The organism is Streptomyces venezuelae (genome assembly GCF_008642375.1).
Classification (GTDB): domain Bacteria; phylum Actinomycetota; class Actinomycetes; order Streptomycetales; family Streptomycetaceae; genus Streptomyces; species Streptomyces venezuelae_G.
The window spans coordinates 5996092-6011300 of the sequence record NZ_CP029194.1; the positions used below are offsets into that span (position 1 = coordinate 5996092).

Here is a 15209-nt window from a genome sequence, read left to right on the forward strand (position 1 = left end):
GTCCTAGAAGGGCACGGGTGCGATGTCGACGTCCGCCCGCCGGCCGCCCGCCGAGGCGGCGACCGCAGGGTGGTCCTCGCCGAGCCGGCTCCGGAAGCGGGTCAGGGTCTCGGTGTGCAGGGCCGTGGCGTCGGTGTCGCGGTTCAGCGCACGCAGGTCCAGGACCACGTTGTTGGCGCAGGCCAGCGTGGTCGGGTGGTCCTCGCCGTGGTCCCGCGTCAGGATCTCCAGGGTCTTCTCGTCCAGTTCCAGGGCCTCCGTGAAGCGCCCCTCGGCCGCGTACTGGCTGGCCGCGCCGATGGCCGTGGTCAGCGTGAGGACGTGCGTGTCGCCCAGCGACTCGCGCATCCCGGGCAGGGCCACCGCGAGGTGCTCCCCGGCGGCGTCGAGATCCCCGAGGTGCCGCAGGGTGAGGGCCAGGTTGGTGCGGGCCGACAGGGTGTAGGGGTGGTCGGCCCCGAGCTTCGCCGTGTAGCGGTCGACGGTCGCCTCGCCGAGCTCCCGCGAGCGCCGCAGCTGACCGTCCTGCCGCAGGTCGACGACGAGGTTGGCCCCGCAGGCGACGGCGTCCGGGTGGTCGGGTCCGTAGCGGTTCACGAACTTCGTCCACACCGTCTCCGAGAGCTCCAGCGCCCCTTCGTGGTCCCCCGCGCGGCGGCGGCACACCGAGAGGACACGGCCGCAGCCGAGGGTGGTGGGGTTGTCCTCGCCGAAGGCGGCGATGTAGCGGGCGTAGACGTCCTCCTGGTGGGCCACGGCCTCCAGGTAGTCGCCGGTCTCGCGGATGTCGATCGACAGACCGCTCAGCGTGTTCAGGGTGTCGAAGTGGTTCTCGCCCAGGTTGAGGGCGCGCAGCCGGGCCGTCTCCGTGTCGTACACGCGCGCCTCCCGGTACAGCCCCATCAGCCGCAGGCCGACGCCCAGGCTGTGGGCCGCGCGGAGGGTGGCCGGGTCGTCCTCGCCGAACGCCCGCAGGGAGCGCTCGTACACCGACCGGTTGATCTCCAGGCCCCGCGCCATCTCGGCCCGCAGCCGCAGGCCGGTGCACAGCTGGATGAGGGCGTCGAGGGTGCCCTCGTCGTCCTCGCCCGCGGTCCGGATGTACGTGTCCGCCGTGCGCTGCATCATCGCGGCGGCTTCCTGGTACTCACCGAGCACGCGCAGGGTGAAGGCCAGCCACTTCGCCATCTCCAGCGTCTGCTGGTCCTCGGGGCCGAACTTCTCGGTCCAGATCTCCAGCGCCTCGCGGGCCATCGCCGCCGAGCCCTTGTGCTCGCCCCAGACGTAGAGGAACTCCACCATGCCGCGGACGAGACCGCGCACCCACGGCGACTCGCACTCCACGGCCCGGGACACCACCACGTGCGGGAGCAGCGCCTGGTAGCGCGGCCACAGTTCGCGCGAGGCGGGGCTGTTGGGGTTGGCGTCGGCGAGGAGCAGATGGGCGCCGTGCCGCATGTCCGCCTGCTGCTGCGGGGACATGCGGTTGACCAGCACGGCCTGGACCAGTCGGTGCAGCTGGATGGTGTCGTGCCGGTGCTCGATGCGGGCCAGGGCGTAGACGTTGATCTCCCGGATGGCCCGGCCGAGTTTGATCGGATGCCGCAGGGCGTCGTCCAGCTCGGGGGCGATCGTGGTGCTCCGCGAGTTGTTGAACAGCGAGCGGGAGATGGGCTCGGGCGCGAAGAAGGAGCAGACCTGGAGGAGTTGGAGCGCCGCCGGGTTGCGCTGTTCGAGCTGGCGCAGCGAGACGTCCCAGGCGGCGGCCACCGACATGGGATAGTCGGGCGACGGGACGAGTTCGAGCATCAGCTCGGCGATCTTCTCGTTGATCAGCCGCAGGTACTCGGGCACGGCCATGCCGGTCACGGCCTGCCAGGCCGCCGCCTGCTCGATGGCGAGCGGCAGGTCGCCCAGGGCCTCGGCGAGCTTGTCGGCGTCCTCGTCGGTCAGGTCGCGGGCGCGCCGGCGGAGCAGCGACTTGCTCTCCTCGCGGGAGAAGACGTCGACGGAGAGCGTCCGGGCCACCCGGTCCCACTCCTGGTTCCGGGAGGTGATGAGGATCTTGCCCGTGCCGCCCGTCGGGAAGTAGGGGCGCACGGCCTCCACGTTCTCGGCGTTGTCGAAGACGAGCAGCCACCTGCTGTACGGATCGCCGCGGCGCAGGGCCTCGCGGACGGCAGGGACGGCCCGGTTGGCCTCGCTGCCCGCGTTCAGGCCCATTCGCTGGGCGAGTTCGGTGAGTGCGGTGAGGATCATCGTGGGCTGCTCGGAGGGGATCCACCACACGATGTCGTAGTCGGACGCGTACCGGTAGACGTATTCGATGGCGATCTGCGACTTCCCGACACCGCCCATGCCGTGGAGCGTGTGGGGCAGCACCGCCGAGGTGTCACCGGTCAGCAGCTGCTCGCGGACCTGGGCCAGGAGGTCCTCCCGGCCGACGAAGTTGGGGTTGTTCGGGGGGACGTTGCCCCAGACGGCGGGGACGGACAGGCGCGGGTGGGTCTGCGGCTGGGGCTGCGGGGCGGCCGGGCCGGGGATCGGCGTGCCGTGGGCGGGGGTCGTGCCGTGGGCAGGGGGCGTCCCGTTGTCCGGCTGCCCGTCGGGACTCGGGCCGGGAATCGGCTGGACCGGGGTGCCGTTCAAGGCCCCTCCGTCTTCGCGCTGGTGCTGACTGGCAGTGGTGTCGGTCATGGCAAGGCCGCCCGTGTCGGAATTTTCAGGTGTATGACGGATATCGTGGACCAATGGCGGAACGTTCGGCGCGAGCGACGCTCCCGGCGGGCCGCCCTCCAGAGCCGCGCTGATCCGCTGAGCCCGCTCCAGATACGGCCCGGAGAGGGCTCTGAGCACGGCCAACTCGACCCGGACAAACGGAAGACTTTCCTCCGTAAGTGGTGGGTCGGGTACGTCCTCCGGGGCGAGCAGGGCGCCGCGCAGCCCCCGGGCCGCCTCGAAACGGTCGCCGTAGAAATCGGACATCGAGCGCGCCACCCGCGCGGTGTCCCCCCGCATCGCGCTGGCCAGCAGGGCCTCGCGCGCCCCGTCGACGAAGTCCAGCGGGGTCGGGAAGGCGGCACCGAGCGGTTCCTCGGACGGCAGCTCCTCGACCAGACCGCTGAGGAACAGCTCGGCCACATGGGCCGGTTGGGCCTCCGGAACCAGCTTGAGCCGGACGTCCCGCACCAGTCGCGGCTCCAGGACGGTGGCGGCCAGATGCGTGGCCAGCCGGAAGGCGGTGGGCGTGGCGTGGCTGCGGAAGCGGCGGACGCGCTCCTGCACCGACGGCGCGCAGGGCTCGATCTCCTCGTCCTCCCAGGCGTCCCGGGCGGGCGCGCCGAGGAGCAGGACGGACGCGTCGGTCCACCCGGGTTCCGTACCGGCCACGAGCGCGGCCCAGCGGCCCAGCCAGCCCGCGTCCAGCTCGAGCACCGGAACCGCCACCCGCCAGGTCGAGGGCGGCGGGTCGAAGGGATCGCGCTCCGCCTCGGGGAAGTGCACGGACAGTTCGGTGTTGCGGGCGCCCGCGCGCGGGCCGCGGACCCGCACCCGCCGGGGCGTGAGGGCGGTGCGGTGCCAGTCCCGCTGGGACAGCAGGTGCACGACCGCGGTCGGCCCCGCCGTCGCCCACAGCTCCAGGGCCTTCGCGCCCGCCTCGCCCCGCCACAGCGGTGCCAGGGCGTCGGTCAGGACGAGGATGATCCGGCGACCGGTCCTGTCGACGAGCTCGGCGGGGTCGCCGGCCGGGCCGCGCTCCCCGTACGGGCCGTGCAGCACCACTTCCTCGCCCGCGGCGGTCTCGCGCACGCCCAGGCGGCGGACCCGGACGTCCCGGAAGGCGCCCGACTGCTCCACCACGGCGGTGAACTCGGCGACCGTCTGCTCCCAGATCGTCATGGTCACGTGGTCGTCGACCACCAGGACCAGGTCGAAGCGGCGCTCGTCCGCCGACCGGAGGTAGGGGAGCCACAGCCCGTCCTCGGCGGCGCGCTCGGCGGTGACCTCCTCGTCCAGCTCGATCTCGGACGCCGAGGGCACCATCTGCCTCAGCGGCCGCAGCCAGCGCCCGATGTCGGGCGCGTCCCGCAGGTCCGGTGCGGGGCCGGCCCGGACGTACACGTCCTGGAAGCCGCCCGCGAGGGGGTACGCGGAGACCGCGTCGCCCCCGGGCGGGAGCCGGTCGGGGCCGCCGCGTGCCACCGTCGGCCGGGGGACACCGGGCAGCCCGGGCGCGGGGTCGGGACCGCCGCCGTTCGCGACCCGTCCGGGAGCGCCGTCGGGAACGCCACCGGCAGCCGCGCCGGACCCGCCGGGAGACCCGCCGGCCGTCCCGCCCGGTGTCCCCTCGGGCGCTCCACCGGGTGGCGGTCCGGGGCTTTCGGGCAGCCCGGAGCCCGCCGGCGGCGCAGGGTCGTCGGCGGGCTCGTGATCTTCGGGGCTCCCGTGGCCGTCGAGCGGCCCGGAGAGCCCGGGCGGCACCGTCGGCCGGGGGCGCGGCGGTTCGGTGGACGGGGAGAGCCGGGCCGCGAGCGTCTGGTACGCGTGCAGCCACAGCGCCTCCGCCACCTCGAAGGCCTCCGGTTCCGGCCGGGAGTCGTCGTCCATCAGGGTGCTCCCGAGAGTTCGCGCCAGAGCGCGTCCAGCAGCTCGCCCCAGGCCTCGTCGTCCTCCCGGACGCCCGCCGTCCGCAGGAAGACCGCGTTCAGCAGCTGGTCCGTGGCCAGTCCGCCGTTCTCCCGGCTGCGCTCCATGAAGGCCCGGATCATGGCGTCGGGCCGGCCGCCCTGGTCCCGGAAGTGGGCGGCGATCATGGCGGCGAGCTGGTCCTCGCGCGGCGGGGAGACGTCCAGCCGGACGCAGCGGCGGAGGAAGGCCGGCGGGAACTGCCGCTCGCCGTTGCTGGTGATCACGATGAACGGGAAGGCCCGGCACTTCACCCGGCCGTCGGTCACGGTCACCGTCTGGTCCGGGTCGTCGGTGAACACCCGGGCCTCGCCCTCCTGATGGCGGGCGCGGACCAGCTCGGGGACGTCGTACGAGCCGTTCTCCAGGACGTGCAGGAGGTCGCTCGGCAGGTCGATGTCGCTCTTGTCGAGCTCGTCGATGAGCAGGACGCGGGGGAGTTCGTACGGCAGCAGGGCGGTGCCCAGCGGACCCAGCCGGACGAAGTCCCCGATCCTCGCCCCGCCCGCGCCGTCCTCCGGGCCGCTGCCGGTCGCCTGGGACGGCACCGGCAGGCCGGACCGGCCGCGCCCCAGGGAGGCCTGGGCCCGCCCGATGGCGTCGTACTCGTACAGACCGGAGCGCAGCGTGCTGCGGGAGGTGATGCCCCAGTGCAGCACGCGGCCGAGGCCCAGTTCGCGGGCGACGAGGTAGGCCAGGGTGGACTTGCCGATGCCCGGCCGCCCGGTGACGAGCAGCGGCCTGCGGAGCAGCAGCGCGGTGTTGATCATGTCGATGTCGTGCGCGTCCTGCCGGGGCGTGGCGCGGCCCACGACGCCGAGGCGCCGGTCGCTCTCGGCGTTCTCGGCCGGTACGGGGGGCAGCACCGGGCCGCCGTCGAAGTCCCGCCAGCCGGGTGGCGCCGGCAGGATGTCGCCCAGGCGGATGTCGGTCAGCGGCCGGCCGGTCCCCCGGTAGATCCACCAGCTGCGGCTGCTGACGTGCCCGCCGTTCCGACCGCTCTCGACCGGATGTTGGACACCGCTCATGTTTCCCCCTCGTCGTCGTGTCCGCCCCGTACGTTCCCGGTGTCGGCCCCCGGCGACCCGGACCAGTCGACGATGCGGTTCGGATCGTCGAACAGCACCGCGACATGACGGCCCACATGGGTGTCGCGCTGTGCGGCGGCGGCGGTGGCGGCCTCGTTCCGCAGCTGCTGCACGCGCGCGGGCAGCTCGGCCGGCTTACCCTTCATGAGCTTCTTCGCCGCTCGTTTGCGGAACTCGGCGGGCGCCCCGGGGCGGCGGTCCCAGACGGCCATCGGCACCCCCGAGCGCAGGGCGGTCTCCAGCGAGTCCCGGCTGCCGCCGGGTCCCTGGAGCGGGGGGTCGTTGAGGGCGACGGCGACGAGCCGCTCGTCGGCGGTGAGCCTGCTGTTCCACTGGACGGGGTCGTGGCCGCGCCGGCCCGCCGTGTCCCAGTGGCAGACGGTGTCGTGGCTGTCCTGCATCTGCTGCCAGCGGTTGTGCCACCGCCGGTGGAACTGCGGTGCCCTCATGCGCTCCAGGCTGCGCAGCACGACCGGATAGCTCAGGCACAGGGCGCTCGCGAAGGAGGACTGCGAGCCGAGCGGCAGCCATTCCATCGGATGGTTCAGGAGGTGGAAGGGGAGGACGAACTCCAGCACCGGATTGCCGGGGCGCCCGGACCAGTCGTTCTCCGCCCGGTACACGAGCTGCTCCACCGTGGGCCCGACCTCGGCCAGGGTCACGACCCGGTCCTCGCCGCGCTCCGGCCGCCACGGCCCCGGACGGATCTGTCGCCAGTGGGACAGCAGATACCGGTCCGGGCTCATTCCGTGTTTGCACAACTGCACAACGAGACAGGCGGGAGCCGGTTGTGCCGCCGGGCCCCGGTCGCTCTCCGCGCGCATCGCGGCCAGCGGGGCCGCGAGGCCCAGCTTGGCTGCCTGGGCCTCGTTCCATTCGCGCAGCCCGACGGCGGTGGGCCGGTGGGCGGGCGACCGGTCGAGCGCGGCGGCCACCTGCTCGACCAGCACCATGGTGGGGAGCAGTCCGTCGGGGCGGGCGTTGGCCCTGCTGAGGAAGTCGAACGCCTCCCCCAGGGTGGCGACGGGCCGGTGGGGGAGGGGGAGGTCACCGGCGGCCGCGTACAGCTCGCCGTGCGCGTCGAGGTGGTCGACCCGGGCCAGCAGCGTGCGGACGTCCCGTAACTCCGCTTCGGGCAGGGCCGCCAGGACCGAAGGGGCGGCGACGAGCTCCTTGATCCGCAGGACGGGGGCGGATCCGGGGGCGTACACGTCCAGGGTGGCGAGGAGCTCGGGCAGTCCGCGCGGCTCCCGGAGACAGGCCCGGACGATCTCCAGGGTGTCGAGCCGTGTCCGGCCGTGCCGGCGCACGTTCCCCAGCTCGGGTAACGGGCCGGACAGCATGCTGATCAGGAGGTCGCGTCCGTCCGGGGTGTCGAGACCCGTCACCGCGCACATGTGGTCCACCAGCGCGTGTTCGAGCGCCGGCGGATGAGCGACATGGCTCTCGCTGAACAATGGCCCCCCCGTATCCGCTCCGAAGGTCCCGAATCCCCATCGGACATGGGCGGTTCGGGCGCTGCGGTCCCCCGCTCAGGGTATGACCCGGGCCTGAGGCGTCGCCACCCCGTACGCGGGTTCCCTCAGGTTCCCTCCCCCGAAACCGTCCGGACTACTCGACGACCAGCTCGACCGCGATGTTCCCGCGGGTGGCCTTCGAGTACGGGCAGAAGGCGTGGGTCTTCTCCAGGAGGGCCAGGCCCGCCTCGCCCTGGAGGTGGTCGGGGAACTCGGCGCGCATGACGACCGCGAGGCCGAAGCCGCCGTCCGCCGGGTCCTTGCCGATGGAGACCTCGGCGGTGACCGAGGCCTCGGAGACGTCGATCTTCTCCTGGCGGGCGACCACGCCCATCGCGCTGGCGAAGCAGGCCGCGTACCCGGCGGCGAAGAGCTGCTCGGGGTTGGTGCCCAGGCCGTTGCCGCCGAGGGCCTGGGGGTGGGCGAGCGGGAGGTCGATGTGGCCGTCGGAGCTGACGGCGCGGCCCTCGCGGCCGTTGGCGGTGGCGACTGCGGTGTAGATCGCGTCCATGGTTCTTCCGTTCCTCTCCTCGGGGGCGGTGTCCCCCTGTTGCCCCCGGCGGTGTTCTTCCGGGGCGCCCTTCTATTAATAGCGCACGATTAAGTTGTGCACAACTGAATCGTGTGTGAGGTGTCCTCGCGTATCCTGGAGCCATGGAGACGCTCGACACGGTCCCGGACGAGGATTTCCTCCGGCTCGACCACCAGATCTGCTTCTCGCTGCACGCGGCGACCCGCGCCTTCAACGGCGTCTACCGCGAGGCGCTCAAGGAGCTCGGGCTCACCTATCCCCAGTACCTCGTCATGCTCGTGCTCTGGGAGCACGGCGAGCTGCCCGTGAAGGGGATCGGGGAGCGGCTGCGGCTCGACTCCGGGACCCTGTCCCCGCTGCTCAAGCGGCTCGAAGCCGCCGGATACGTCGAGCGGCGCCGCAGCCCCGAGGACGAGCGGTCCGTCACCGTGCGGCCGACCGGCGAAGGGACCGCTCTGAAGGGGAAGGCGCTCGGCGTCCCGCGCCGGATCGCCGCCGCGACCGGCCTCCCGCTGGAGGACATCCGCGACCTGCGGGAACGCCTCGACGCCCTGGCCGTCCGGCTCGACGCCGTCGACCCGGACGCCCTCGGCTCCTGCACCTGAGCCCCTTCGGCCGGTCGCGTCGGCCCGGCGGGCGGGCCGACGGTGTCAGCCGGGCAGGCCGGCCGCGCGCGCGTGGTTGAGCCCGAGGAGGACGCACACGTCCGCCAGGAGCGGCACGTGGTACGCGAGCGGGCGCGGGCCCGCCTGGTCGGGACGGGAGACGAAGCCGCCGTCCGGCCCCCGCCGCGCCAGCAGGTGGCGCACCGCCCGCTCCGTCGCCCCCCGGGCCGTCGGCGCGCACGGCGCGGCCGGCCCGTCGCGCCCCCGTGAGACGGCGATCAGCGCGTACGCGGTGCTGATCGGGTCGCTCGCGTCGGCCGGCAGGTGCCCCCAGCCGCCGTCGGCGTTCTGCGTCGCGACCAGCCGGGCGACGGCCCGCGCCCGGGCCCGCGCGACCCCGGCCGCCAGGGCGTGCCCCGGCGGGGCGACGGCACGGAAGGAGTCGTACGCGAGGACCCCGCGGAAGAGGGCGTTGCTCTCGTTGAGGCTCCAGCTCCGCTCGAACGACCCGGCCGCCTCCTGCTCCTCCTGCCGCTCCACGACGAACCGGACCGCGGCCTCCACCGCCGCCCGGTGACCGGGCTCGGGAGCGAGCGCGTTCACGGCGGCCGCCGTTATCGCCACCTCCGACGCATTGCCCGGCTCGAAGGTCGGGAAGCCGCCGTCCCCGCCCTGCCGGTCGAGGAGGTACCGCACCGCCGCCGCCACCGCGCCACCGCACCGCTCGGGGGCCGAGGCCCGCAGGAACTCCACGCAGTACGAGGTGTCGTCGACGTCGCTCTGCCCCGTACTCCGGCCGAACCCCCAGCCCCCGTCCGGGTTCTGTCGCTCCATCAGGGCGGCGGCCAGGGCCCGCAGCGTGTGCGCGGGAGCGCCCGCCCCGGCGAGCGCGAGACCGCCGGTCGCCGTCGCGAAGACGTCCATCCCCGAGAGGAACGGCAGCCCGCCGTCCCCGCGCAGCCAGGTCCGCAGCTCCCGCGCCCGCGCACGGACGGTCGCCGCGTGTCCGGGCCGCAGGCGGAGCGCCAACAGGCCGAGGAGCCGGGCGAGATGATTGCCGTACGGAGGCGGGCCGGGGAGTGCGCAGGGCGCGAGTGCCCGCCAGTCGTCCTCGGTGACGAGATGCGGGACGCCGGTGCCGAAGGCGTACAGGGTCTTCAGCGCGGCCATCTCCGTGACCAGCCACCGCTGTTGGCCCCGCCCCTCGAAGAGCGCCACGGTGTCGCCGGGGTCCCCGGAGGAGGAGAGCTCCGGGAACGGGTGGGCGCCGAGCTCCGCCAGGACCGTCCGGAACATCAGCCGCTTGCGCGCGGCCGTGAAGTGGTCGAAGCCGCCGAGCAGCCGGTTCAGGGCGGCCCGCCCGTCCACGTACTCGCCGAGCGCCGCCCGCGCCGCGGCCTCCTGCACCGGGTCGGGCGCGCCCTCGTCCAGCGCGATCTTCAGGTAGCGGGTCAGCCGCTCCTGGGCGTCCGGGTCGACCCCCGTCACCGTGAGCAGCCGCAGCGCCAGCGCGGACTCCAGGATCCGGCTGTCGCACGGGGCGCGGAGCAGCCCGTCCGGACCGGCCGCCGCCAGCAGCCGGGTGGCCAGCCGGGCACGGGCCCGGTCGAGGCCGGAGGGCTCGGTGTCGGTGTCGGTGCCGGGGCGGAGGGGGTGCCCGGCCAGGGGGCCCGGGACGGCGAGGGAGGCACCGCTCAGGGGCAGAGCGCAGGACGTCGGCATCGTGGAGGGGTCCTTCGGCGGAGTCGTGGCGGTCGAGTCGGTCGAGTCGGTCGGGTCGGTGGTGTCGGTCGAGTCGGTCTGTCGTGCGAGCAGGGGTGTCAGGAGGAGGGGGGTCAGAGGGGGAAGAGGCGGCGGACGGCCGCCTCGCCGGCCGGGACCAGCGGGGTGTACCCGCCGGTCAGGATCGACAGCGGCGTGACGAAGCCGCACCAGGCGATCTCCGCCGGATCGGGCCGGGGCGCGCGGTCGGCCCGCCAGTGGTGGACGGTCAGGAAGCAGGCGCCGTGCGGATCGTCGACGCGGATCCGGTACGCCTCGGCCAGGCCGGGCGCGGCCGCCCAGCCCAGCTCCTCCCGTAGTTCCCGCAGCGCCGCCGCGCGGTACTCCTCGCCCGCCCGCACCGCCCCGCCCACCAGCACGTCGTAGTGGCCCGGGTAGACGGGCGCCGAGGCGGTCCGCCGGTACAGCAGGACCCGGCCCGCGTGATCGGTGCAGACGGTCGCCGCGTACCGGCGGAGCAGGCCGGTCGGGGCCCCGGTCGCCCGCCCGCCCTGGGCGATCACCCGGTCCCCGGGGTCGACGTAGTCGACGTGCTCGTGGGGCCGCGCGCTCACCTCCGCTCGCGGACGCGTGCGTACAGCGGGCCCGCCGGGCGCAGATTGATGCCGAACACCGGCTCGCCCACCGGTCCGGTCGTCTCGACGGTGAAGCGGGACAGGAGCGCGCCGAGGAGCGCCTCCATCTCCCGCATCGCGAAGCGGGTGCCGAGGCAGGCGCGCGGGCCGATGCCGAAGGGGAGGTACGCGCCCGGCGGCAGCGGTGCCCGGGCGGGGAAGCGCTCCGGGGCGAAGGCCTCGGGGTCGGGCCACACCTCCGGGTCGCGGTGGGTGAGGTAGGGGCAGACGAGGAGGTCCGTACCGGCGGGGATCCGCAGGCCGTCCAGGGTCTCGTCGGCCGGGGCGTGGCGGGGGAGCAGCCAGCCCGTGGGGTAGAGCCGCAGCGTCTCGGCGAGCACCGCCTCGACGGCCCGTGCGTCGCCCGCCGCCCGCTCCATGGCCTCGGGGTGCCGGTCGAGGAGGACGAAGGCCCAGGCCAGGGTGCGGGCGCTGCTCTCGTAACCGGCGACGAGCAGGGTGACCAGCTCGTCGCGGATCAGCCGGTCCGTGTACGCGGGATCGCTCCCGGCCGCGTCGAGGAGCCGGTCGAGGACGCTCGGCCCGGTGCCGGTGCCGGTGGTTGCGGTTTCACGCCGGCCGCGGGCTTCCGCGATGGCCCGGTGTGTCCGCTCGTCCAGGGCGGCGAGAGCGGTCTCCACTTCGGGAGGGAGCGCGGCCGACCCGCCCACGTCGGCGGGGAGCGCCGCCACGATGTCCTGCACGGCTGACAGGTCGACGTACGTCTCCTGGTCCAGGGGGTGGTCCGTCAGTGAGCGCCAGATCGTGTCGACGGTGAAGAACTGCGCGTCCTCGGCGATGTCCCTCGGCTCGCCGCGCCGGGCCGACTCCGCCCAGCGGGCGATGACGCGGTCCGCCGCCGCGACGATGTGACGCTCCCAGCGCTGGATGCCGCGGCCGGTGAACATCGCCTGGAGCAGGCGGCGTTGGGACTTCCACACCTCCCCGGTGACGGTCATCACCCCGTCGCCGATGAGGGGTCTCGCCCGGTGCGACCGCTTCACGAACCGGTCGCCGCCGATGCCGAGGACCTGGTGCACGTGGCGCGGCTCCGTGATCAGGACCGCGGCCCGGCCGCCCCGGCGGAAGCCGGTGACCCGGCCCGGCACGCGGGCCAGGCGGAGAAGGTCGACGAGCGGGGCGCCGGAGGCGGCCCAGGCCGCCACGACGGAGTCGTCCAGGAAGTCGGGGAGCAGGCCGTCCGTCACGGATTGCGATTGCATGGTGACGTATCGTAGCTCCCTTTGTGATCTTCGGGTCCCGCGTGGCCCCCTGCCCGGAACGACGGACTCCCCGAAGGGTGAACTGCCCTTCGAGGAGCGGATGGTGGAGCGTCTGCGGTGGTGGGGTGAGGTGGTGGTGGGGTGAGGTGGCGGCGGGTGGGCGCGGTGGCGGGGCCCGGCGGCTCGGGAGGCAACTCACGTGCGGGGGGCGCCTCGCAGGAGGGCCAGGACCACGACCGCCGTCACCAGGGCGAAGGCCGCGCTCAGTCCCGAGGCCGTGTGCAGGGCCGTGGTGAACGCCTCCCGGGCCTGGGCGATCACGCCCTCGTCGGTCAGGGAGAGCGCCGCGCCCAGGCTCTCGTGAGCCGCCGCCGGGGCGTCCGCCGGGATGCCCGTGCGGTAGACGGCCACCGCCACGCTGCCCGTCACCGCGATCCCCAGGGCCAGGCCCAGGTCGTAGGCCGTCTGCCCGGTGGCCGCCGCCGCGCCCGCCTTCTCCGGCGGGGCGGCGCCGACCGCGAGGGCTGTGCCGAGGACGCTGATCGGTGCCGCGCCGAACATGATCACGGCGAGGCCCAGGGCGGCCGCCGTCACGCCGGAGGCCAGGGCGACCACCGCGTACCCGACGAGCGAGACGAGGAGCCCGCCGGCCAGGACGTACGCGGGGCGGACACGGGCGGCCACGAACGGCGTCAGCTGCGAACCGGCGATCAGGGCGGCGGCCCCCGGCAGCAGCCACAGCCCCGCGCCGAGCGGGGAGAGCCCGGCGACCGACTGGAGGTACTGCGGGATGAGGTACTCGACGCCGTTCAGCGCGGTCATCCCCAGGAGCAGGGCGAGCAGCGCGCCCGTGAAGGCCCGGCGCCTGAAGAGCCCGAGGTCCAGGAGCGGGGTCGTGAGCCGGTTCTGGCGGCGGACGAACAGGACGGTGAAGGCTCCGCCGAGGGCGAAGGCGGCCGCCGCCTCCGCCGTCGGGCCGTGCGCGGCCAGCGACTTCACGCCGTACACCAGCGGCAGGACCGCGAGCAGGAAGAGGACCACGCTCGCCGCGTCGAGCCGGCCCGGCTTCGGATCGCGGTACTCGGGCAGCAGCAGCGGGGCCGTGACCAGCGCGATCAGCATGATCGGCAGGCCCATCAGGAAGACCGACCCCCACCACCAGGCCGCGAGCAGCACCCCGCCGACGACCGGTCCGATCGCGAGGCCGACGGAGAGGGCGGTGACCCACATCGCGATGGCCGTGGCCCGCTGCCGGGCGTCCGTGAACATGTGGCTGATCAGGGCGAGCGTGGACGGCAGGACGGCCGCGCCGGCCACCCCGAGGAGGGCGCGGGCCGCGATCAGCGTCCCGGCGTTCGGGGCGTACGCGGCGAGCAGCGAGGCGAGCAGGAAGCCCGCCGAGCCCGCCATCAGGAGCTTGCGCCGGCCGAGCCGGTCCCCGAGCGTGCCCATGATGACGAGCGTCGCCGCGGTGAGGAAGCCGTAGATGTCGGTGATCCACAGCAACTGGGCGCCGCTGGGCCGGAGATCGGCGGAGAGGTACGGAGTGGCCAGCCACAGCACCCCGAGGTCGGCCGTCATCAGGGTGACGGGGAGAAGGAGGACGGCGAGGCCGAGCCACTGGAGGGCCCCGGCCTTCGCGGGCGCCGCCCGGGGCGGGGAGGTGTCCAGGGGCGCGGTCATCGCGAGAGTCCCCCTTCCAGCGCCGCGTCCGCCTCGGCCAGCAGGGTCCGGACGCGCTCCGGGCGCCGGTCCTTCGGGACTCCGGAGAGCTCGGTGCCGTACACGATCCGGACGGACGCGTCCTTGATCCCGCAGTACTCCGAGACTCCGAGCCGCAGTTGGGTGTCCACGACGGTGGACAGGCCGAGGGCCTCGATCTCCTGGGCGGACTGGCCCATGAGGGCCAGCCACAGCATCCGCTTGGCGGCCAGGCGGGGCTTGCTGCGACCGTAGGCGAAGCCGTAGTTCCACACCCGGTCGATCCAGCCCTTGAGGACGGCCGGCGGCGCCATCCACCACACCGGGAAGACGATCACGATGTCGTCGGCGGCCAGGATGCGGTCCATGTGGGCGTGGACCTCGGGGGAGTACCTCTTCTCCCGGTCCCCCCAGTCCGGTTCGTCGGCCGGCCGGAGGACGGGGTCGAAGCCCTCGGCGTACAGGTCGAGCACGTCGACGGTCCCTCCCTCGTCCTTCAGGCGGGAGTGGGCCAGGTCGGCGACCTGGGCGGTGAGCGAGTCGGAGCGGGGGTGGGCGTGGACGAGGAGAGTGTGCGGGCTCATCGTGTGCGGGTCCTTCGGGTGGGGGCGGGCGTGGGTGGGGGCGGGCGTGGGTGGGGCGGTGCGTGTTCGAAGGGTCAGAGACCGAGGCCGGAGCCGCCGCTCGCGTCGATGTTCTGGCCGGTCACCCAGCGGGCGGCGTCGGAGGCGAGGAAGCCGACGACGTCGGCCACGTCCCCCGGCTGGCCCACCCGGCCGAAGACGGAGAAGCCGGCGGCGTGCGCCTTGGCCGCGGGGTCGGCCATCCACGGGTGGATGTCGGTCTCGATCGTGCCCGGGGAGACCGCGTTGACCGTGATGCCCCGGGAGCCGAGGGTCTGGGCGAGGGTCAGGGTCAGCACCTCGACGGCGCCCTTGGACGCGGCGTACGAGGTCATGCCGGGGAAGGCGACCTTGGTGACCCCGGAGGAGATGTTCACGATCCGGCCGCCGTCGCGCAGCCGGCCGAGCCCCTGCTTGATGATGAATAACGGCGCCTTGGCGTTGACCGCGAAGACCCGGTCGTAGTCGGCCTCCTCGACCTCGTGGATCACGCCGGGGCCGGCGATCCCGGCGTTGTTGACGAGGATGTCGAGGCCGCCGTCCTCGCCCGCCTCGGCGTCGAACGCGCTCCAGAGCGCCTCGGCGTCGCCGGGGACGCCCAGTTCGGCGCGGATCGCGAAGGCGCTGCCGCCGGCCGCCTCGATCGCGGCGACCGTCTCCTTCGCCGCCGTCTCGTTGTTGGCGTAGTGGACGGCGACGCGGGCGCCGTCGGCGGCGAGTCGGAGGGCGATCGCCCGGCCGATGCCCCGGCTCGCGCCGGTGACGAGGGCGGTCTTGCCGGCGAGGGTGTGGGTGGTGTTGGCGCTCATGGTGGGCTCCCGGTGTGTGTCTGTTCGGT

11 protein-coding genes are annotated in these 15209 nt (G+C 74.1%); 1 reads left to right on the forward strand and 10 read right to left on the reverse strand.

Annotation, left to right across the window (positions count from 1 at the left end; genetic code table 11):
• Positions 1–3: 3 nt before the first annotated feature.
• The 4 genes from fxsT to DEJ46_RS27500 form a co-directional block, all read right to left on the reverse strand.
• Positions 4–4608 carry an FxSxx-COOH system tetratricopeptide repeat protein gene (fxsT, locus tag DEJ46_RS40555; protein WP_150270561.1) on the reverse strand — a complete coding sequence of 1535 codons (4605 nt, stop codon included), beginning with the start codon at positions 4606–4608 and terminating at the stop codon, positions 4–6.
• Positions 4608–5714, reverse strand: a complete 1107-nt coding sequence (locus tag DEJ46_RS27490; protein WP_150270564.1) for an AAA family ATPase — start codon at positions 5712–5714, stop codon at positions 4608–4610. The genes fxsT and DEJ46_RS27490 overlap by 1 nt, the downstream gene beginning before the upstream one ends.
• Complete coding sequence (locus DEJ46_RS27495; protein WP_150270566.1) at positions 5711–7231, reverse strand: effector-associated domain 2-containing protein; 1521 nt, start codon at positions 7229–7231, stop codon at positions 5711–5713. The genes DEJ46_RS27490 and DEJ46_RS27495 overlap by 4 nt, the downstream gene beginning before the upstream one ends.
• A gap of 154 nt (positions 7232–7385) precedes the next feature.
• A complete protein-coding gene (locus tag DEJ46_RS27500; RefSeq protein WP_150270568.1) occupies positions 7386–7802 on the reverse strand; it encodes an organic hydroperoxide resistance protein in 417 nt (138 codons plus the stop codon).
• Between the two features lie 143 nt (positions 7803–7945).
• On the opposite strand from DEJ46_RS27500, the gene DEJ46_RS27505 reads away from it, so the two are divergent.
• Positions 7946–8428 carry a MarR family winged helix-turn-helix transcriptional regulator gene (locus tag DEJ46_RS27505; protein ID WP_150270570.1) on the forward strand — a complete coding sequence of 161 codons (483 nt, stop codon included), beginning with the start codon at positions 7946–7948 and terminating at the stop codon, positions 8426–8428.
• A 45-nt stretch (positions 8429–8473) separates the two neighbouring features.
• Here the strand turns inward: DEJ46_RS27505 and DEJ46_RS27510 are convergent, their stop codons facing one another.
• The 6 genes from DEJ46_RS27510 to DEJ46_RS27535 all read right to left on the reverse strand — a co-directional run bounded on the left by DEJ46_RS27510 (position 8474) and on the right by DEJ46_RS27535 (position 15180).
• A complete protein-coding gene (locus DEJ46_RS27510; RefSeq protein WP_150270572.1) occupies positions 8474–10150 on the reverse strand; it encodes a prenyltransferase/squalene oxidase repeat-containing protein in 1677 nt (558 codons plus the stop codon).
• Between the two features lie 113 nt (positions 10151–10263).
• Complete coding sequence (locus DEJ46_RS27515; protein WP_150270574.1) at positions 10264–10764, reverse strand: NUDIX domain-containing protein; 501 nt, start codon at positions 10762–10764, stop codon at positions 10264–10266.
• Positions 10761–12047 (reverse strand): cytochrome P450, encoded by a 1287-nt coding sequence (locus DEJ46_RS27520; protein WP_150270576.1) that lies wholly within the window; start codon positions 12045–12047, stop codon positions 10761–10763. The genes DEJ46_RS27515 and DEJ46_RS27520 overlap by 4 nt, the downstream gene beginning before the upstream one ends.
• A gap of 195 nt (positions 12048–12242) precedes the next feature.
• Positions 12243–13730 carry an MFS transporter gene (locus DEJ46_RS27525; RefSeq protein WP_150270577.1) on the reverse strand — a complete coding sequence of 496 codons (1488 nt, stop codon included), beginning with the start codon at positions 13728–13730 and terminating at the stop codon, positions 12243–12245.
• Positions 13727–14332 (reverse strand): NAD(P)H oxidoreductase, encoded by a 606-nt coding sequence (locus DEJ46_RS27530; protein ID WP_150270579.1) that lies wholly within the window; start codon positions 14330–14332, stop codon positions 13727–13729. The genes DEJ46_RS27525 and DEJ46_RS27530 overlap by 4 nt, the downstream gene beginning before the upstream one ends.
• A 74-nt stretch (positions 14333–14406) precedes the next feature.
• Entirely contained in the window at positions 14407–15180 is a 774-nt protein-coding gene (locus DEJ46_RS27535; RefSeq protein ID WP_150270581.1) for an SDR family oxidoreductase, read from the reverse strand.
• Positions 15181–15209 lie beyond the last annotated feature (29 nt).

Coding starts and splice junctions, on each gene's coding strand:
- DEJ46_RS27525 (WP_150270577.1), bottom strand. CDS start 13,730: ATGACCGCGCCCCTGGACACCTCCCCGCCCCGGGCGGCGCCCGCGAAG.
- DEJ46_RS27535 (WP_150270581.1), bottom strand. CDS start 15,180: ATGAGCGCCAACACCACCCACACCCTCGCCGGCAAGACCGCCCTCGTC.
- DEJ46_RS27530 (WP_150270579.1), bottom strand. CDS start 14,332: ATGAGCCCGCACACTCTCCTCGTCCACGCCCACCCCCGCTCCGACTCG.
- DEJ46_RS27520 (WP_150270576.1), bottom strand. CDS start 12,047: ATGCAATCGCAATCCGTGACGGACGGCCTGCTCCCCGACTTCCTGGAC.
- DEJ46_RS27500 (WP_150270568.1), bottom strand. CDS start 7,802: ATGGACGCGATCTACACCGCAGTCGCCACCGCCAACGGCCGCGAGGGC.
- fxsT (WP_150270561.1), bottom strand. CDS start 4,608: ATGGACGACGACTCCCGGCCGGAACCGGAGGCCTTCGAGGTGGCGGAG.
- DEJ46_RS27510 (WP_150270572.1), bottom strand. CDS start 10,150: ATGCCGACGTCCTGCGCTCTGCCCCTGAGCGGTGCCTCCCTCGCCGTC.
- DEJ46_RS27505 (WP_150270570.1), top strand. CDS start 7,946: ATGGAGACGCTCGACACGGTCCCGGACGAGGATTTCCTCCGGCTCGAC.
- DEJ46_RS27490 (WP_150270564.1), bottom strand. CDS start 5,714: ATGAGCGGTGTCCAACATCCGGTCGAGAGCGGTCGGAACGGCGGGCAC.